At 72.3% G+C, this 19,065-nt stretch carries 12 protein-coding genes; 3 read left to right on the top strand and 9 right to left on the bottom strand.

The features are described 5' to 3' along the window. Positions 1 to 51: 51 nt before the first annotated feature. The 5 genes from ACFY6U_RS42065 to ACFY6U_RS42045 form a co-directional block, all read right to left on the bottom strand. A complete protein-coding gene (locus ACFY6U_RS42065) occupies positions 52 to 696 on the bottom strand; it encodes a SurA N-terminal domain-containing protein (RefSeq protein ID WP_390046993.1) in 645 nt (214 codons plus the stop codon). Positions 697 to 866: 170 nt separating this feature from the next. After that, positions 867 to 1,691: a glycoside hydrolase domain-containing protein gene (locus ACFY6U_RS42060; RefSeq protein ID WP_390046991.1), complete on the bottom strand. Its 825-nt coding sequence runs from the start codon at positions 1,689 to 1,691 to the stop codon at positions 867 to 869. Between the two features lie 79 nt (positions 1,692 to 1,770). Further along, entirely contained in the window at positions 1,771 to 3,258 is a 1,488-nt protein-coding gene (locus ACFY6U_RS42055; RefSeq protein ID WP_390047139.1) for a protein kinase, read from the bottom strand. Between the two features lie 38 nt (positions 3,259 to 3,296). Then, positions 3,297 to 3,908, bottom strand: a complete 612-nt coding sequence (locus ACFY6U_RS42050) for a hypothetical protein (RefSeq protein ID WP_390046990.1) — start codon at positions 3,906 to 3,908, stop codon at positions 3,297 to 3,299. 186 nt (positions 3,909 to 4,094) lie between these two features. Then, positions 4,095 to 6,284, bottom strand: coding sequence for an N-6 DNA methylase (locus tag ACFY6U_RS42045; RefSeq protein ID WP_390046988.1), 2,190 nt, complete (start codon positions 6,282 to 6,284; stop codon positions 4,095 to 4,097). 164 nt (positions 6,285 to 6,448) lie between these two features. Between ACFY6U_RS42045 and ACFY6U_RS42040 the strand changes: the two genes are divergently transcribed. Genes ACFY6U_RS42040 through ACFY6U_RS42030 form a run of 3 tightly spaced genes read left to right on the top strand, consistent with a single transcriptional unit; the run spans position 6,449 to position 10,223 of the window. Further along, entirely contained in the window at positions 6,449 to 7,162 is a 714-nt protein-coding gene (locus ACFY6U_RS42040; RefSeq protein WP_390046986.1) for a hypothetical protein, read from the top strand. Between the two features lie 41 nt (positions 7,163 to 7,203). Beyond that, positions 7,204 to 9,102, top strand: coding sequence for a M48 family metalloprotease (locus ACFY6U_RS42035; RefSeq protein WP_390046984.1), 1,899 nt, complete (start codon positions 7,204 to 7,206; stop codon positions 9,100 to 9,102). Further along, positions 9,099 to 10,223 (top strand): hypothetical protein, encoded by a 1,125-nt coding sequence (locus tag ACFY6U_RS42030; protein WP_390046982.1) that lies wholly within the window; start codon positions 9,099 to 9,101, stop codon positions 10,221 to 10,223. The genes ACFY6U_RS42035 and ACFY6U_RS42030 overlap by 4 nt, the downstream gene beginning before the upstream one ends. A gap of 24 nt (positions 10,224 to 10,247) precedes the next feature. On the opposite strand, the gene ACFY6U_RS42025 is transcribed toward ACFY6U_RS42030, so the two are convergent. The 4 genes from ACFY6U_RS42025 to ACFY6U_RS42010 all read right to left on the bottom strand — a co-directional run bounded on the left by ACFY6U_RS42025 (position 10,248) and on the right by ACFY6U_RS42010 (position 18,885). Further along, positions 10,248 to 10,937 carry an HNH endonuclease family protein gene (locus ACFY6U_RS42025; RefSeq protein WP_390047137.1) on the bottom strand — a complete coding sequence of 230 codons (690 nt, stop codon included), beginning with the start codon at positions 10,935 to 10,937 and terminating at the stop codon, positions 10,248 to 10,250. A gap of 380 nt (positions 10,938 to 11,317) precedes the next feature. Beyond that, a complete protein-coding gene (mfd, locus tag ACFY6U_RS42020; RefSeq protein ID WP_390046980.1) occupies positions 11,318 to 14,851 on the bottom strand; it encodes a transcription-repair coupling factor in 3,534 nt (1,177 codons plus the stop codon). Positions 14,852 to 15,520: 669 nt separating this feature from the next. Beyond that, complete coding sequence (locus ACFY6U_RS42015) at positions 15,521 to 18,100, bottom strand: ABC transporter permease (protein WP_390046978.1); 2,580 nt, start codon at positions 18,098 to 18,100, stop codon at positions 15,521 to 15,523. Then, positions 18,097 to 18,885: an ABC transporter ATP-binding protein gene (locus ACFY6U_RS42010; RefSeq protein WP_351489181.1), complete on the bottom strand. Its 789-nt coding sequence runs from the start codon at positions 18,883 to 18,885 to the stop codon at positions 18,097 to 18,099. The genes ACFY6U_RS42015 and ACFY6U_RS42010 overlap by 4 nt, the downstream gene beginning before the upstream one ends. Positions 18,886 to 19,065 lie beyond the last annotated feature (180 nt).

The following is a 19,065-nucleotide window of genomic DNA, read 5'->3' as shown; positions in this document are numbered from 1 at the left end:
GATCAAGTGATCGTATGACCGCAAGGGGGATGGCCACCCCGGCGGCCTGCCCTACGCGGACACCTGCGTCCCGGCCGAGGTGACCTCCCGTACCCACGGCGTCTTGGCGTCCACCCGGCTGCTCTTCTGGACGTCCCAGGCGCCGTAGCGCGGGTTCAGGTCGACGTGGAGTTCCTTGGAGGCGCTCGCCAGGGCCTTCCAGAAGGCGGGCTGCGAGGTGTCGGTGCCGAGCACCTCGGCGAGCTTCTTGGCCTCCACCTGGAAGCGGAGGTTGTCGTCCAGCCGCTGGGGGGCGATGCCGTACTTCTGCAGCCAGGCCGTCTGCAGCGCCACGGAACCGCCGGCCTGCTGTTCGAGGCCGGTGCGCATCTGCTCGACCTCCGCCCGGGTGACGGTGACACCCGCGGTCCGGGCGGCCCGGTGCAGCACCTTGTCGAGCACCATGTTGTACAGGGTGTCCCGGGTGAGGCTGCCGGTGGAGGCGAGGACCTGCTGGTACTGCGTCTGGTCCGGCACCGCGGCGCGCTGGGCCCGGCGCACCTCGTTCACGCGGTTCTCCAGCTGCGAGACGGTGATCCGCTGGCCGCCCACGACGGCCGCCGCGCCCGGGTGCGCGTCGCTTCCGCAGGCGGTCAGGAGGGGGGCCGCGGCGATCGCGGCGGTGAGGAGGAGCGCGGTGCGACGGCGGCGGTGCAAGGGTGCCTCCCGAGGAGATTGTGCGACGGTGCACAAAGTCTTGCGGTGATCGATGGTAGGCAGTGGGCAGGCTCTGGCCAACCCATTCGACCAACGATTCACACGCGCGTCCGGCACCGCCGCGCCACCCTCCGCAAGGGTTTGCGGTACGGATCCCGTGCGGACCCCGCTCAGCCCGTGATCGCCACCGGGGCGTCCCACGCGTCGCGGTCCACGGTGACCGTGTAACCGCCGCGCGTCTCCTTGCTGTTCACCATGTACTGGTGGGCCCGGCTGTGCCCGGTGTACTGGGTCGAGCCGAACGGCCAGTCCGTGGTCGTGGTGTTGGTCTTGTCCCACAGCGCGTACCAGAGGTTGCCCGGCAGGTCCGTCTTGTCGGTGGCGTTCGCGATCGCCTTGGCGCTGGAGCTGGTGAAGCCGTAGAAGCCGGCGCGGTACGTCTTCGCCCGTAGTTCCTTGTCGAAGGCGCGGACGTACGTCAGCACGGCGTTGTTGCACGACGTGTTCGTCGTGTCGTACGCCTCCATGTCGAGGTAGATCGGGCTGCCGGCCTTCATCCCGAGCGCGGCGGCCTTGGACACGGCGTCGTCCGCCTCGGACTTGCCGACGGAGGCGGCGGTGGAGGCGCTGATCTTCACCGAGCCGCCGGATCCGCAGGACGGCTGGGCACCGACGTAGAGCGGGATGAGCTTCCAGCCCGTCGCGGAGACCGACTTGACCCAGGAAGCGGTGAGGTTGGGCTGGGCGCAGCCGCGGTTCTTGCCGCCGATGTAGACGGCGGCGGCACCGTAGAAGCCGGTGTTCCAGGCCTTCATCACGGTGGCGGAGGGGGCGGCGCAGGTGTCGAACGCGCGGCCGGTGAACGTCTTCTGGGCGGGCCAGGTGGTGGCCGCCATGGAGGTCTGGGCGGCGATCCCGGCCCCCGCGACGACCGCGGCGCCCGCGACGCCCCAGGTGATGTATCTGCGCTTCTTCGACTGCCGATGGCTGGACATGCCCGAACCCCACCCCTGTTGTGTCTTTGCTGTGCGGCAAGTTGTGCGAAAAGTAGGTGCAGTATGCACCGCACGGGGACTAGCCGCGCATCTGCCCCAGCCAGTGCAGCGTCCGCCGCACCTCGCCCGCCAGGGGATGGCCGGGCCCGTGCAGCCGTTCCACGTCGAACAGCAGCCGGGTGAGCGTGTCGTGGGCGGCCGGCCGATCGCCGAGGGCGAGCAGCAGATGGCCGATCCGGCGACGCACCTCGTGGGCGAGCTGCGGGTCGCCGGCCACGTACTGGTTCTCGTAGTACGGCAGCAGCGCACGGTACTCCGCGAGCGCCGCCGCCGGTTCGCCGAGCTGTTCCAGGCACTGGGCGGTCTCGTAGCGGAAACGCAGGGCCTGCGGGTCGGCCTGGCCCGCCTCGACGGCGCGTTCGTCGGCGAGGCGGCGCAGTTCGGGCAGCGCGCGCCGGTACTGCCCGTCGTCCATCAGCGTGGCCGCGTACTGCTTGCGGAGGGTGCGTACGACCGTGGAGCGCTCGCCGTGCTGGTCGGCGGCGACGGGCAGGATCGCGCCCAGGATGTCGACGGCCTGGGTGATGCGTCCCTCCCCGAGCAGCCGCTTGACCTCGTCGACGGCCGCGGCGACATCCGGTCTGTCCGGTACGGCGGCCGCGGGGGCGGCGGGCTGGGGTGCGGGCGTGCGCGCCCGGTCCGGCCAGGGGGCGTGGGGGCGCAGGAAGGGGCGCGTGGGGTCCAGGGGAGCCCCGGACGGCGTCCCGCGCGCGGGCAGAAGCGAGGCCAGGTCCTCGTAGACCTCCTGCGCGGACGCCGGGCGGTGCTGCGGGTCCTTGGCGAGCAGGCGCAGCACGAGGCTCTCCAGCGCCTCCGGGACCTCGGGGCGGGTCCGGCGTACCGGAGCCGGCGGCTCGTACAGGTGCCGGTGCAGCACCCCGAGCGCCGTGGAACCCGCGAACGGGACCTCTCCGCTGAGCAGTTCGTGCAGCAGCACGCCGAGCGCGTACAGGTCGGTGTACGGGCCCACGGCGCCGCCCATCGCCTGCTCGGGCGCCATGTAGGCGGGCGAGCCGATCGGGGACCCGGTGTGGGTGAGGCGGGTGGTGTCCGTGTCCATGACGGAGGCGACGCCCAGGTCGAGGACGGTGACCGTGCCGTCCTGCTTCACCATCACGTTGCGCGGCTTGAGGTCGCGGTGGACGATCGGCACGGCGTGCACGGCGCTGAGGACCGCGCACAGCTGCGCGGCCACCGCCACCGCCCACTGCCACGGGTACGGGTCGTGCTCCGCCAGGTGGTCGGAGAGGTCGGCGCCGTCCACGTACTGCATGACGAGGAAGAGCTCCTCGCCCTCACTGCCCGCGTCGTGCACGGTGACCAGGCCCGGGTGGTCGACCTGCGCGGTGACCCGGCACTCCCGCAGGAACCGGCGGCGCAGCTCCTCCGCCTCCGCGCCCGCCACTTTGTCGGGGCGCAGCAGCTTCACCGCCACCCGCCGGTCGAGCCGTTGGTCGTACGCCGTCCACACCTGGCCCATGCCGCCCTGTCCGATGAGCGTGGACAGCTCGTAGCGCCCGGCGACGACGCGTCCCGTCGCCACGGTCACCGTCCGCCCTCGTGGTCGCCCTCGCGGTGCCCGTCGTGCTTGCGCAGGTAGTCACTGAGCTCGTCGAGTTCGGCGCGCACCTGCTCGATCCGGGCGGGCGCCGGGCGCTGGGGCGGTGCGGGTATCGGTGGCTGCGCGAGCGGCGGCCCGGGCACCGGGGGAACGGAGTGCGCGGGCGGGGCCGGGGTGTGCGGGGGCATCGTCCCCGTGGTGTACGGCGAGACGGGGGGCGCGTAGGCGTACCTCTGCGCCGCGTACGCCTCGCGCTGCCGCTGGAAGTGGCGTACGTCGGCCACCAGGTAGTAGACGACGGCGCCCAGGAGGGTGCCGAACAGAAGCGTGATCCCCAGGTAGCCGCCGGGGGTGTGCACGTCGTCGCCGGGTTCGCTGCCCAGCAGCACGATGCTGAGGACGTCGGCCGCCACGGCCGCCACCATCACGCCGATGTCGACCGGTCTGCGGGTCACGACGGCCAGCCGCAGCAGCATCGCCCACGCCAGGAAGCCGGCACTGAACACCCCGAGCGCCACGAACACCACACGCAGCAGGACCAGTACCGCGTCGTGCGGCGGCCGCTGCACCGGCTGCGCATGGCCCTGGCCTTGCATGATCGCTCCTGTGTGCCTGGTGAAGGGCGTACGTGAAAAGGGCGTACGTGCCCGTCCGGCACTGTCCGCCCGCGGACGGCACCGGTCGTGCGATGGTCGGATCGAGCATATGGCCAGGCGCGGACAACCGGTTCGGGTTGTACCGAACCGTTGTCGGACCGACTGCCTGCGGACCCCGGTCGGCGATCAGTCGGGCGCGACGGTCCCGTCGGTGAGGCCGTCGTACATCCCGCGCACGAGGTGCTCCCCGAGTCGGCTCGCGTGGCGCAGCGCCCGCTCGAACTCGTCGAGCGCGCGGAAACGGGCGCCGTAGCGCCGCTGTTCGTCCAGGGGGAGCCGGGGCAGCTGCAGCCGGCGCACGTCCAGCCGGGTCGCCGTGGAGGCGTAGCTGCTGGCCTGCCGGTTGTTGGCGGTGCCGCGCAGGAAGCCGACGAGGAACCACGGGTCGAGGGCGGTGCGGTCGGGACGCAGCAGCACCAGGTTGCGCCCCAGGGCCGCGCCCGCCGTCGCGTCGTCGATCACCCGCGCCACCGAGCCGCCGCCGAGGACCGGTACGACGACATCGCCCGGCTCGGTCAGCACGGCCTCCTCGTCGCTCTCGGGGAGCGTGCCCGAGGGAGCCGTCGCGGCGAGGACGTCGTGGTCGGTGAGCACGGGCACGCGCGCGTGGCCGCCGTTCCCGCCGGTGCGCAACACCAGCGCGCCCGCGCGCGCGAGTTCACCGACGGTGGTGAGCGGCCACCGCGCGGCCGGCGCCTGGTCGGCCGGCGGCGGGGTGAGGTCGACGGTCAGGCGCAGGGTCGCGCCGAGCCGCTCGCGGACCGCCGTGAGCTCTGCCGCGCCGTCGGCCGCGGCGGCCGGGGGCAGATGGCGGGCGGGGGCGAGGTCCACGTCGTCGTCGAGGAGTTCGATGACCGGCACCGCACGGGCCAGCCCCGGCCGTTCCACCGGTCCCCCGTCGCGCTCGAAGGCACGCCAGGCGTCCAGGACGGCGTCCCGTACCGCCGCCCAGTCGGGGCCGCCCCGCCCCTCCCCGGCGAACTTCCCGGTGTCCACGAGCAGCACCTCGGGCGTGGCCGGCGTCCGGTCGGGCCGGCGCAGCACCCACAGGTGCAGCGGAATGCTGTACGGCGGCGCCGCCCCGGCCGGCAGCGCGACCAGTGCCCTGAGCGCGCCCCGGCGCAGCAGGTCGGCGCGGATCCGGCGCCCGGAACGGCGGGACGCGACGGCCGGCGGCATCAGCAGGACCGCGGTGCCGCCGTCGGCGAGCCGGGCCAGGGCGTGCTGCACCCAGGCCAGTTCGGACTCGGTGCGCGCGGGGAAGCCGTACTCCCAGCGGGCGTCGTACGCCAGTTCGTCATGGCCCCAGTTGCGCTCGTTGAACGGCGGGTGGCACAGCACCGCGTCCGCGCGCAGCTCCGGGTAGGCGTCGGCGCGCAGGGTGTCGCCGGCGGCGCCGTGCACCCCCGCCCGGGAGTGCAGCGCGAGCCGCAGCGCGGTCAGCGCGGCGAGTTCGGGGGCGCTGTCCTGGGCGTACAGCTGCTGGTGGGGGCGGACGTCGACGGCCCGCAGCAGGGCGCCGGTTCCGCAGGCCGGGTCCAGCACGGTGCGGGCGGGGCCGGCCAGGTCGGCCATGAGACCGGCGAGTTCGGACGGTGTGAGCGTGTACTGGCGTGGGTTGGCGTCCAGGTGCCGCCCCAGCAGGAACTCGAAGGCCTGCCGGGCCCCGGCCTCGGCGGCCAGTTCGGCCGCGCCGCGGAGGAGGGGGGTGGAGGGGAGGAGTTGGGGGCCGGTGGGGGTACGGACGGCGGGAGTGGCGAGGGCGGCAGCGGGGGGTGCGGTGTTCACACCTTCCGTACCGCCGGACCTGTTCACACCGGCCGCGCCGCGTGACTTGTTCACACCGGCCGCGCCGCCTGACCTGTTCACAGCTTCGGCAACATCCGAGGCCCGGCCGCTGTGAACCGTGGGCTCCGCCGAGCCGCGGAGGCGCGCGGTCAACACCTCGTCCAGCGCGGCCGGCAGCATCGCGGCCAGGCGCTCGTCCGAGCCGGCGCTCACCTGGAGCCAGACGGTGGGGCGCTCGTGGATCAGCAGCAGCGCGCAGCCGGTGTGCACGAGCGCCGTCAGCGCGCCGTCGGGGTGCCCGGCGAGTTGCTGCCAGACCCGCTCGCGCAGCGGGACCTCGGCGAGTTTGCCCTGCCTGCGCAGCCAGGACTCGACCTCGGCGAGTGCGAAGGACGGGCTGGTCTCGGTGCCGCCGACCGGCTTGGGGAAGTCGGCGTGCCGGCGCCGCCAGTTACTGACGGCGGCGCGGCCCACCCCGGCGAGCCGTGCGATGCCGGCCGCGGTCACCTCTGTGGCGTTGTCCTGCACGCGGCCTCGCTCCCTTGTCCCATGTGTGCACCGAGCATACCGACGCACACAAGATCCCCCCCTTCACGGACGTGTACACACCGCTCCACGTAGTTCCTGTTGACTCGGTTCACAGCCTCTGCTGTTATTGACCCACCGCTTCAACGACTCCCGAAGGACTCCCGATGCGTCTCCCGTCCCGCGCCGTGATGCTGATAGCCGCCGCGGCCCTCCCGCTGGCCCTGACCGCCTGCTCCGCCGGATCCACCGGTTCCGGCTCCGACTCCGGTACCGGCACGAGCGCCGAGCCGGCCAAAGCGAAGGACCCCGACTCCGGCCTGCTCACGGGGACCCAGCTGACGAAGGCACTGGCGCCCGCCTCGGCCTTCCCGGCCGGGCTCACCCTTGAATCCGACGGCTCCGCGGACAGCGGCGGCCAGTTCCTCTCCCCGGCCGGCCGGAAGACGGGGAAGCCGGACTGCACCAGGCTGGAGAGCACGTCCTGGATCCAGGTGTCCGGCTACAAGGGCGGGGTGTCGTTCGCGCAGAACGGCTACGCGAGCAAGACCGAGGAAGTGGACCAGGAGATCGACGCCTTCCAGGGCACCACGGCGGCAGCCGTGATGAAGGCCCTGCGGAGCGTGGCCGCCGAGTGCGCCACGTTCACGGACACCGACGCGCACGCCAAGGTGAAACTCACCGGCAGCGCCACGGCCGGACTCGGCGACGAGGCCTACACGATGACGCTGACGAGCGGCTCCTGGGAGAACGGCACCACGCTGATCGCGGCCCGCTCCGGCGGCTCGGTGGTCACCGTGCTGTCCACGGCCGGCGGCGACAACGGTGCCGCGTCCGCGAAGAAGGTGACGACGACGATCCTTTCGGCGCTGAAGAAGTAGCTGAAGCAGCAGCTTCCGTTCCGTTTCCGTGAAGGATGCCGATGCGTCTGAGGTCCCGTCCCGCCGACCGGGCGGCCGCCGGGGCAGCCGCCGGACGAGCGCGCGCCGTACGCGAACGCGGCGTGCCCGGAGCGCCGCTGCGTGCGGTGCTCGTTCTCGGCCTGCTCCTCGGGTTCTACCTGCTGGCCCTGCTCGTCCTCGTCGCGCTCGCGGTCCTGGACGTCTTCCTGGCCCGGGGCCCGGGCCTCACGGTCATGGCCGTCGAGGGCTGGCTCGGCTCGCTGGCGATCGCCTGGTGCGTGGTGCGGGTCGTCCTGCTCACCCGCGGCCCCGGGGACGGGCGGGACGAGCTGCCCGGTGTCCCGCTGACGCCGCGTGAGCAGCCGGAGCTGTGGCGGCGCGTGCGGGAGCTCGCCGATCGGGTGGGCACCCGGCCGCCCACGGAGATCCGGGTGATCCCGGGGGCCAACGCCATGGTGCGGGAGGATGCCCGGTGGCTCGGGCTGGTCGCGGGCGAACGGCGGCTCTTCCTCGGCACGGCGCTGCTGATCGGCCTGCCGCAGGACGAACTCCACGCCGTGCTCGGGCACGAACTGGGCCACTACGCGTCCGACGACACCCGGCTGGGCGGCCTGCTCTGGGCGCTGCACGGCAGGCTGCTGCACATCACGCACACCTTGCGGCAGCGGGCCGCACGCGAGGAGGCCGAGGAGAAGGCGAGGACCGCCGCACGGGCCGCCCGGCGCCGGGCGGCCGGCAAGCCGCCACCGCTGGAGCGGGAGCCTGCGCGGGGCCCCGACCATTACCTGCACCTCGTCTTCTCCACCTACGCGCGGTGGTGTCTGCGCCTGACCGAGGCCGTCAGCCGCCGGCAGGAGTACGCGGCCGACCTGGTGGCCGCCCGGGTCGCCGGACCGGGCACCACGGCCGCCGCGCTGCGCCGCATCCACGTACTCGAAGCCGCCGACGACCTCTATCTGAGCGAGTACGCCCTGCTGGGCCGCGACGCAGGCCTGCTGCCGCCGGAAGGGCAGTTCCACGGCGGGCTCGCGCTCCTGCTGGCGGACCCCGCGCGCCGGACGGACCTGGAAGCGTGGGCCCGCCAACCGCTCCCGCAAGTGTCCCCCGAGGAACGCTCCCCGTACGACAGCCACCCGCCCACGGCCGACCGCGTCGCGGCGCTGGAGGCGCTCCGCGAGCTCCCCGAGCTCTCCGAGTTCCCCGAGTTCCCCGGCGACGGACACGCCACCACGCGCCCCCGGCCTCCCGCCCTCGCGCTGCTCCGCGAGCCGGACCGCCTCTTCGCCGCCCTGGAACGAGCCGTACTGCCCCCGGAGGCGCTGTCCTGGCGGCGGGTGCCCTGGGCCGAACTTCCCGCGCGGGCCCGGCGCGAGAGCTGGGCGCGCGACGCGGGTCCGCTGCTGGAGGCCATGGCCCAGGTGGCCGGCGCGAGAGGCGTCGCCGCATCCGGGGCATCCGGAATGACGTACCTCGGCTGCCTCCTGGACCTGGTCGACCACGGCCTGCTGCACGACGTGGCCGGCCGGCTGCCCAGATCGGAGCAGGCCGGCCGGAGCAGCGGGCGGGTGGCACGCGAGTTCGGCAGGACGGCCTTCCGGTCGGCCCTGCGCCGACTCGCCCTGCTCACCGCACTGGACACCGGGCTGTGCCGGTGGGAGCTGTGCTGGTCGGGGCCCGCGGTGCGGGTGGTGGCCCCCGAGCGGTTCGCCGAGGCGCTGGAGCAGGCCCTGGACCACGTGGTCGCCGAGCCGCCCGGCACGGCTCCGCTGCGGGCTCTGCTGCTGTCCGGCGGCGGCCACGCTCCGACCACCCCTGCGACCATCCCTGCGACAGCCCCTGCGGCAACATCCGCGACCATCTCGTCAGCGGCCTCCTCAACCGCCCCCTTCGGCGGCTCCTACCCGAAAGACCCGGTATGAACGTCCTGATCGACATAGCCGGTGCCGGCATTCTCGTCTACGCGGTCGTCACTCTCCCGCGCAATATCCGCAAGGGGCGTGCCCTCCGGGCGGAGGCGAAGGCCAAGGCGCCGGTCAACATCGACCCCGCCAAGTACGGGCTGGTGCCCGCCGCCCAGCTCGACAGCAGTTCCGCGGGCCCCGATCCCGAGGCCGACGCGGTCGCGGCGGCCGCCCTCGCCGGTGACTGGCGGCGGGCCGCCGCCTACCTGGCCGCAGCGGGCCGCGACTGGGACCTGCGCTGGTACCGGCTCGGCATCCTGGTCCACGCCGCCGCCGAGGACGACGCCTGGCTCAAGGCGTGGCGGACCGAGTACCCCGGCGACCCGGCCGCCGCCCTCGTGCACGCCGACGCGCTGGTCGCGCTCGCGGGCAAGGTCCGCGGCGCCCAACTGGCGAAGCACACCACGGCCGAGCAGTTCGAGGGCTTCCACCGGCTGCTCGCCGAGGCGCTGCCCGCCTGCCAGGAGGCCGCCTGGATGGCGCCCGAGGACCCCTCCCCCTGGATCGCGCAGATCTCCATCGCGCTGGGACTCGGCTGGTCGCACGACGACTTCCGGGCGCTGTGGGCCGAGATCACCGCACGCGATCCGTACCACTTCGGAGCGCACGCGCGAGCGTTGCAGTACTGGTGCGCCAAGTGGCGGGGTTCGCACGAGCTGATGTACGCGTTCGCCGAGCAGGCCGCGACCGCCGCGCCGCAGGGCAGCCTGCTGCCCGTGCTGCGCCTGGATGCCCTGATGGAACACGCGTCCCGGGAGCCGAAGGCGCCCGTGTACAACCAGCCGTTCGTGCAGGCGGCCGTGGACGCCACCCTGGACGCCGTGGACCGGGCACCGGCCGGGCACCACCGGCTGCCGACGGTGCGGCACCTGCTGGCGGACACCCTGTTCCAGACGAAACGGTACGCGGAGGCCGTCGAACAGTTCCGGGCGGTCGGCGGATACGTCGGCAGCCCGCCGTGGTCGTACTCCGCGAACCCGGTCAAGGCGTTCGTCTTCGCCCGCACCAACACCTTCGTGGCCTGGGAGAAGGCAGGCTGCCCGGCCCCTCCGCCGCGCGGCCGCCTCCAGGGGCCATGACACCCGCGGCGGGGACGGACCGGTTCAGCGCGCCTTGAAGCGGGGCGGCGCCTTGGTCGGGTTGCCACCTGAGGGGAGTTTCTGGCCCGGACAGGCGGCGAGCACCTTCTTCATCGCGGTCTTCTCGGCGGCGGTGACCCACAGCCCGTACTTCTTCTTCACGGCCACCTGCGCGGCGACGTAGGTGCAGCGGTAGGACTTGTCGGGCGGCAGCCAGGTGGCGGTGTCGCCGTCGCCCTTGCCGCGGTTGGCGCTCGCGTCGACGGCCAGGAGGTTGAGCGGGTCGTTGGCCAGGGCTATGCGCTTGCCGGCGTCCCAGTACTTGGCGCCCTTCTGCCAGGCGTCCGAGAGGGCGACGAGGTGGTCTATGTCGACCAGGCTGCGGCCGCGCCGGTAGGTGACCTCCTTGCCGGAGTAGGGGTCCGGCTCCAGCACGCCGTAGGAGACCTTGCAGTCGCCGTCGGTGTACTTCACGTCCTTCAGGTCGCGCTTGAGTATGTCGTCCCGGGTGTCACAGGAGTTGGAGTCGGTGTCCGCCCAGGCGGAGCCGAACTTCTCCCGGGAGTAACCGGTCTTCGGCGCCCGTCCCTTGACGGTCAGCGAGTCGGCGGCCGCCAGGGCCGCTCCCCCGCCCGCCGTGCCCTGGGCACCCGAAGCGCCGTCGTCCTGCAGGTCCTTGCAGCCGGCCACGGCGAAGACCATGACGACCGCCATGACCGCCCCGCCCCTCAGACGCGCCACGTACGCCCCCTCTTCCTTACCTCTGTCCGCCGCCGCACGGGCTGATTTCCGCTGGTCCTACGGTGACTGCTGCACGGTTCCCCCCAGATGGAGCAAAAACTCCCATATAACCGCAACTCGCATTTGTCGGCGGCCGTTTGGCGGCCGGGCCGAAGCCCGGACCGTACGCCTTCGCGCGCGCTCACTCCCCGCCGCGAACGAATGCCCCCGAAGGCGCGCCTCACACCTTGTCGTGCGCGCACGCCTCCCAGGCCTGTGACGAAGGGGGCGGGGCGCGGCCGGTGCCGGGAGACCGGCGAGGGCCGCGCCCCGCTTCGTGCCGGGGTCCTTCCGTGGCGCCGTACCCGGCCCTTCTACGACCCCAGGATCGACGCCAGGAACTCCCCGACCCAGCTCAGCAGTTCCCGGCCGACCAGCGGCTTGCCGCCCACCTTCGCGGTCTTGGGGCGGGGCACCAGCAGCTGGTGGACGGCCGGCTTGATGACCGTTCCGGGGTAGAGACGCTTGACGCGCAGCTCCTGCGATTCGCGCAACTCAACCGGCGCGAAGCGGATGTTGGTGCCCTGGAGGACGATCTCGCCGACCCCGCACGCGCGGGCGAGCATCCGCAGCCCGGCGACGAGCAGCAGGTTCTCCACCGGCTCGGGCAACTTGCCGTAGCGGTCGGTGAGTTCCTCGCGGACCGCCCGGATGTCGTCCTCCGAGTTGGCGGAGGCGATGGAACGGTACGCCTGGAGGCGCAGCCGCTCGCCGGGCGCGTAGTCGTGCGGGACGTGCGCGTCGACGGGCAGCTCGATCTTGACCTCCAGCGGCGGCTCCTCCTCGATCTCGCCGGTCTCCAGCTGCCGCCGGTAGTCCGCGACCGCCTCGCCGACCATGCGGACGTACAGGTCGAAGCCGACGCCCGCGATGTGCCCGGACTGCTCGCCGCCCAGCAGGTTTCCGGCGCCGCGGATCTCCAGGTCCTTCATCGCGACGTACATGCCGGCGCCCATCTCGGTGTGCTGGGCGATGGTCGCGAGGCGCTCGTGGGCGGTCTCGGTCAGCGGCTTCTCCGGCGGGTACAGGAAGTACGCGTACCCGCGCTCGCGGCCCCGGCCGACCCGGCCGCGCAGCTGGTGCAGCTGGGACAGGCCGAAGGTGTCGCCGCGCTCCACGATGAGCGTGTTGGCGTTGGAGATGTCGATGCCGGACTCGACGATCGTGGTCGAGACGAGGACGTCGAACTTCTTCTCCCAGAAGTCGACGACGACCTGTTCGAGGGCCGATTCCGACATCTGGCCGTGGGCGGTCGCGATGCGGGCCTCGGGGACGATCTCGCGGAGTCTGGCCGCCGCGCGGTCGATCGACTCGACCCGGTTGTGGATGTAGAAGACCTGGCCCTCGCGCAGCAGTTCGCGGCGGATGGCGGCGCCGATCTGCTTCTCCTCGTACGGCCCGACGAAGGTGAGCACCGGGTGGCGCTCCTCCGGGGGCGTGGTGATCGTGGACATCTCGCGGATGCCGGTGACCGCCATCTCCAGGGTGCGGGGGATGGGCGTGGCCGACATGGTGAGCACGTCGACGTTGGCGCGGAGCTTCTTCAGCTGCTCCTTGTGCTCGACGCCGAACCGCTGCTCCTCGTCGACGATGACCAGGCCGAGGTCCTTGAACTTGGTCTCCGAGGAGAACAGCCGGTGGGTGCCGATGACGACGTCGACCGCGCCCTCGCGCAGGCCCTCCAGGGTCCCCTTCGCCTCGGTGTCGGTCTGGAACCGGGAGAGCGCCTTCACGCTCACCGGGAACTGCGAGTACCGCTCGGAGAACGTGCCGAAGTGCTGCTGCACCAGCAGCGTGGTGGGCACGAGGACGGCCACCTGCTTGCCGTCCTGGACCGCCTTGAAGGCCGCGCGGACGGCGATCTCGGTCTTGCCGTAGCCGACGTCGCCGCAGATCAGGCGGTCCATCGGGACCGACTTCTCCATGTCGTCCTTGACCTCGGCGATGGTGGTCAGCTGGTCGGGGGTCTCCGCGTACGGGAACGCGTCCTCCAGCTCACGCTGCCACGGCGTGTCCCCGCCGAAGGCGTGGCCGGGGGCGGCCATGCGCGCGCTGTAGAGCTTGATCAGGTCGGCGGCGATCTCCTTGACGGCCTTCTTGGCGCGCGCCTTGGTCTTCGTCCAGTCCGCGCCGCCGAGGCGGTGCAGGGTGGGGGCCTCGCCGCCGACGTACTTGGTGATCTGCTCCAGCTGGTCGGTCGGGATGTACAGCCGGTCGCCGGGCTGGCCGCGCTTGGCGGGGGCGTACTCCACGACCAGGTACTCGCGGGTGGCGCCCTGGACGGTGCGCTGCACCATCTCGATGTAGCGGCCGACGCCGTGCTGCTCGTGGACGATGTAGTCGCCCGGCTCCAGGGTGAGCGGGTCGATGGTCTTGCGGCGGCGGGCCGGCATCCGGGCGCCGTCCTTGCCGGCCGCCTTCTGGCCGGACAGGTCGGTCTCGGTGAGGACGGCGAGTCTGAGCGCCGGGTCGACGAAGCCGTAGTCGATCGAGCCGCACGACACGTGCACGACCGAGGGGCTGAGCTCGCCCAGGTCGACGTCGAGGCGGGCGGCGATGCCCTCGCCGCCGAGCACCTCGACGGTGCGGGAGGCGGTGCCGTGGCCCTCGGTGACGTAGACCGTGCGCCAACCGTCGGCCAGCCAGCCCTTGGTGTCGGCGAGGGCCTTCGCGGTGTCGCCGCGGTAGGTCTCCGTGGCGTGCATGCCCAGCTTGAGGGTGTCGGCCGCAAGCTCCTCGTCGGCGGCGAACGGCGACACCGACCACCACATCATGTCCAGCTCGCGGGCGCGGTCGCGGACGTCCGCGATGGACCACAGGGAGGCCGCGCCGACGTCGATGGGCGCCTCGCCGCCGCCCGCGGTGGCCGCCCAGGAGGCCTGCAGGAACTCCTGGCTCGTGGCCACCAGGTCGGCGGCGCGCGTCCGCACCCGCTCCGGGTCGCAGACGACGGCCATCGCGCCCTTGGGCAGCACGTCGAGGAGCAGTTCCATGTCGTCGACCAGGACCGGGGCGAGGGACTCCATGCCCTCCACCGCGATCCCCTCGGCGATCTTGTTCAGCAGTTCGCCGAGCTCCGGGTGCTCCTCGGCGAGGGCACGCGCGCGTGCGCGGACGTCCTCGGTGAGCAGCAGCTCGCGGCAGGGCGGTGCCCACAGGCCGTGCTCGGCGACCTCCAGGGAGCGCTGGTCGGCGACCTTGAAGTAACGGATCTCCTCGACGTCGTCGCCCCAGAACTCGATGCGCAGGGGGTGTTCCTCGGTGGGCGGGAAGACGTCCAGGATGCCGCCGCGTACGGCGAACTCGCCGCGCTTCTCGACGAGCTCCACGCGCGCGTAGGCGGCCGCGGCGAGGGCTTCCACGACCTCGTTCAGGTCGGCGCTCTGGCCGGTGCGCAGGGCCACCGGCTCCAGGTCGCCGAGGCCCTTGACCTGCGGCTGGAGCACGGATCGTACGGGCGCGACGATGACCGAGACCGGGCCGGTCTCGGGGTCGTCGGGGCTGGGGTGGGCGAGGCGGCGCAGGACCGCGAGGCGGCGGCCGACGGTGTCGCTGCGGGGGCTGAGGCGCTCGTGCGGGAGCGTCTCCCAGGAGGGGTACTCCGCGACGCCCTCGGAGGGCAGCAGGGTGCGCAGCGCCGACGCCAGGTCCTCGGCCTCGCGGCCGGTGGCGGTGACGGCGAGGACGGGGCGGCCGGCCTCGCGGGCCAGGGCGGCGACCGCGAGGGGGCGGGCCGCGGGGGGGCCGACCAGGTCGACGTGCATGCGGTTGCCGTCCGCGGCCGCCTTGATCGCTTCCGCGAGGGCGGGGTCCTTGACGACGGCGTCGAGCAGACCGTGCAGGCTCATTCAGGCGGCTTTCGTCGGGGGGTGGGCAACACGAAGTACCCGGCGCGGGCTGCGACCGGGGGGGTATCCAGCGTACGACTACGCGGGCGCGGGTGCCGGGGCTGTGGATAACGTCCGTCGCCCTGTGAGGCGCCCTGCGCCGCGGTGGCCGTCCCAGGGGGCTCCGCCCCCTGGACCCCCGGAGCCTATGCCCACCCGCCACCCGACTCGGTCGATCGAAAGGCACAGCTCGAAAAGCAAAGACGGGCCCGCCGCCGTACTCGGTCGATCAGGCGGCGCGCTCGACCCGGACGACCGAGCGGGCAGCGGGCTCGGCTCGGCCGGTTGAGAGGCACGCTCGGCCCGGCCGGTCGACAGGCGGAGTCCGGGAAGCCGGGCCCGTCTCGGTCAGCCGAAAAGCCCCGCTCCGCCCGGCCGGTCGACAGGCGGAGTCCGGGAAGCCGGGCCCGTCTCGGTCGGCCGAAAAGCCCCGCTCGGCCCGGTCGGTCGACAGGCGGAGTCCGGGAAGCCGGGCCCGTCTTGGTCAGCCGAAAAGCCCCGCCCGGCTCGGTCGGTCGGGACGCCGGGATCGGAGGACGTGCATGTGCCCGGCGCCGGAGAGTCCCCCAAGACTCCCCGGCGCCGGGCGTTCCCCCGCAACCCCCGTATGCGGTGGTCTTCCGAATTGACTCAGTCCGTCGCGATCGCGTTCAGGACGTTCATGCGGCCCGCGCGGAACGCCGGGATCAGGGCGGCGAACAGGCCCACGAAGGCCGAGCCGACGAAGACGCCGATGATCGTCGGCCAGGGGATCTCCAGGACCTTCAGACCCTGCAGGGCGAGCAGCTTCTGGGCCGTGGCGCCCCAGCCCATGCCCAGGCCGAGGCCCAGCAGGGCGCCGAAGAGGGCGATCACCACGGACTCCATGCGGATCATGCGGCGCAGCTGGCGGCGGGAGAGGCCGATGGCCCGCATGAGGCCGATCTCGCGGGTCCGCTCGACCACCGACAGGGCCAGGGTGTTCACGACACCGAGGACCGCGACGATGATCGCGAGGGCGAGCAGGCCGTAGATCAGGTTCAGCAGCTGGCCGATCTGGTCCTTGAGCGCCTTCTTGTAGTCGGTCTGGTCGCGCACGGTGTACTGCGGGTATTCGTGCAGCGCGGACTTGAGCGACTTGTACGCGGCGTCCTGCTGCCCGTCCCTGGCGGTGGCGAAGACCAGGTCGTCGAGCGGCATCTTGGCGGCCGGCACGTACTTGGCGAGCGTGGTGATGTTCGTGTACTTCGAGCCGGCGTCGATGAGGCCGTCGCTGCTGGTGATCGCCCGGACCGTCAGGTGGGCCGTGCGGCCGTCCTTGAACTTCACGGCGATCTTCGAGCCGAGGTGGATGTCGTGCGCCTTGGCGAACTTGTCGTGCACGGACATCGAGTCGGGCAGGTAGGCGTCCTTGAGGTCACCGGCGACGGTCTTGGTGCGCAGGTCGGTCGCGTACGTCGGGTCGGCCGCCGTGATGTCGGTGTCCTTGAGGGTCTTGCCGTCGGGCGTGGTGTAGTCGGCGGTGGTGGTGCGGTACTCGGTGACGCGGGCGAGTCCGGGGACGTCCTTGACGGCCTTGACCGCCTGCGGGGTGATCCGCTGGCCTCTGTCGGACTGGATGATGAAGTCCGTGCCGACGGTCTTGTCGAGCTGGTCGGACGCGGAGGCGACCATGGAGGAGCCGACCACCGAGAGGCAGGCGACCAGCGCCAGTCCGATCATCAGGGCGGCGCCGGTGGCGCCGGTGCGGCGCGGGTTGCGCAGCGCGTTGCGCTCGGCCATGCGCCCGACCGGGCCGAACATCCGCAGCAGGACGGCGCCCAGGACCCGTACGACACCGCCCGCGAGCAGCGGGCCGATGACGACGAACCCGATGAGCGAGAGGACGATGCCGAGGCCGAGCCAGGCCGAGCCCTGCTTGGCCTGGTCGGTGGCCGAGGCCAGGTAGAGGCTGTAGCCGCCGGCGCCGGTCAGCACGAGGCCGACCAGGGCGCGTATGCGGCCCGCCCGGGCGTCGGCGGGGGCGCCCGCGTCGCGCAGCGCGGCCATCGGGGAGACCTTGCCGGCGCGGCGCGCCGGGAGGCAGGCGGCGAGGACGGTGACGACGACGCCGAGGATCAGGCCGAGCACCGGGGTCGTCCAGGCGACCGTCAGGTCACTGGTCGACAGCTGCATGCCCATGGAGCCCATGAGCTTCATCAGGCCGACGGCGATGCCGACGCCCGCGCCCACTCCCAGGACCGAGCCGACCACGCCGAGCAGCAGGGCCTCGACGAGCACGGACCGGTTGACCTGGCGGCGGCCGGCGCCGATGGCCCGCATCAGGCCGATCTCGCGGGTGCGCTGGGCGACCAGCATCGAGAAGGTGTTGATGATCAGGAAGATGCCGACCAGGAAGGCGATGCCGGCGAAGCCGAGCATCGCGTACTTCATGACGTCCAGGAAGCTCTCGACGTCCTTCTGGTTGGCGTCGGCGGTCTCCTTGGCGGTCTGCACCTTGTAGGCGGTACCGAGTTCGCCGACGACGTTCTTCTTCAGCTGGGCATCCGTCACGCCCGGCGTGGCCGTCACGTTGATGTTCGTGAAGACGCCGGTCTGCCCGACGAGCGTGCGCTGGGCGGTCTTCGTGTCCAGGTAGAAGATCGCGGCACCGGGGTTGGTGACGGTGAAGTCGGCGATGCCGGAGATCTTCGCGGTGTGCGTGCCGACCGCGCTGATCACGCCGATCTCGTCACCCAGTCTCAGGTGGTGCTTGTCGGCGGTGTCGGCGTCCACCATGACCTGGCCGGAGCTCTTCGGAGCCGTACCGGAGGTGATCTTCATGGTGCGGGCGTCGTTGGAGTTCCAGCTGCCGACGATGGTCGGCGCGCCGCTGGACGGCGACAGGCTGTCCTTCTTGGCGTCGACGACGGTCACGGACGTCGAGAAGACCGTCCCCTCCGCCGCCTTGACGCCGTTCGCCGCGCGGACCTCGGCCACCACCGCGGCCGGCAGGACGGGCGGCCTGCCGTTGTCGGAGGTGGTCTGGCCGGTGTCGGAGGCGCCCTTGGCACTGACCGTCACGTCGGACGAGGTCGCCGCGAACAGCTTGTCGAACGTCGTGTTCATGGTGTCGGTGAACACCAGCGTGCCGCACACGAACGCCACCGACAGCAGGACGGCGACCGCCGACAGGGCCATCCGACCCTTGTGCGCGAAGAAGTTGCGCATCGAGGTCTTCAGGACGGTCATGACGTACGCCCCCGCGCGTCGAAGTCCTTCATGCGGTCCAGGACGGTGTCCGCGGTCGGCTTGAACATCTCGTCGACGATCCGGCCGTCGGCGAGGTAGAGCACGCGGTCCGCGTAGGAGGCGGCGACCGGGTCGTGCGTGACCATCACGATGGTCTGGCCCAGGTCGTCGACGGAGCTGCGCAGGAAGCCGAGGACCTCCGCGCCGGCGCGGGAGTCGAGGTTTCCGGTCGGCTCGTCGCCGAAGATGATCTCGGGACGGGCGGCGAGGGCGCGCGCCACGGCCACGCGCTGCTGCTGGCCTCCCGAGAGCTGGGTGGGGCGGTGCTTGAGCCGGTCCGCGAGCCCCACGGTGTCGACCACGCGCCGCAGCCACTCCTTGTCGGGCTTGCGCCCGGCGATGTCCATGGGGAGCGTGATGTTCTCCAGCGCGTTCAACGTCGGCAGCAGGTTGAACGCCTGGAAGATGAACCCGATCCGGTCCCGGCGCAGCTTCGTGAGCTTCTTGTCCTTCAGGCCGGTGATCTCGGTCTCGTCCAGGTGGATCTGGCCGCTCGTCACGGTGTCGAGCCCGGCGAGGCAGTGCATCAGGGTGGACTTCCCGGACCCCGAGGGGCCCATGATCGCGGTGAACTGCCCCCGCGCGATGTCCACGTCGACGTGGTCGAGAGCGACGACCCGGGTCTCTCCGGCCCCGTACGCCTTGACGACCTGCCGCGCTCGCGCGGCAACGGCCGTACGCCCTCCAGTACCCCCGTGCCTGGGAATGGTCACAGCCGATGTCACGGTATGTCTCCTAAGTCGGTCAGCGAACGCACGGCGTGGTGCCGTGCCTTGCTGTGCGGTGGTCGGTACGACGACGAGTCTCGCGGTCGGCGGGGTTGCTCCGCGCTGGTGCGAAGCCCCGTCTTGCCCGGGGGAAAACCCCACCCCCGCCGGTTCGGTCAACCGCCCCCCGGCGGCGTA

The organism is Streptomyces sp. NPDC013157, assembly GCF_042899865.1.
Lineage (GTDB): Bacteria > Actinomycetota > Actinomycetes > Streptomycetales > Streptomycetaceae > Streptomyces.
This window is presented reverse-complemented; position numbering and strand designations above follow the sequence as displayed.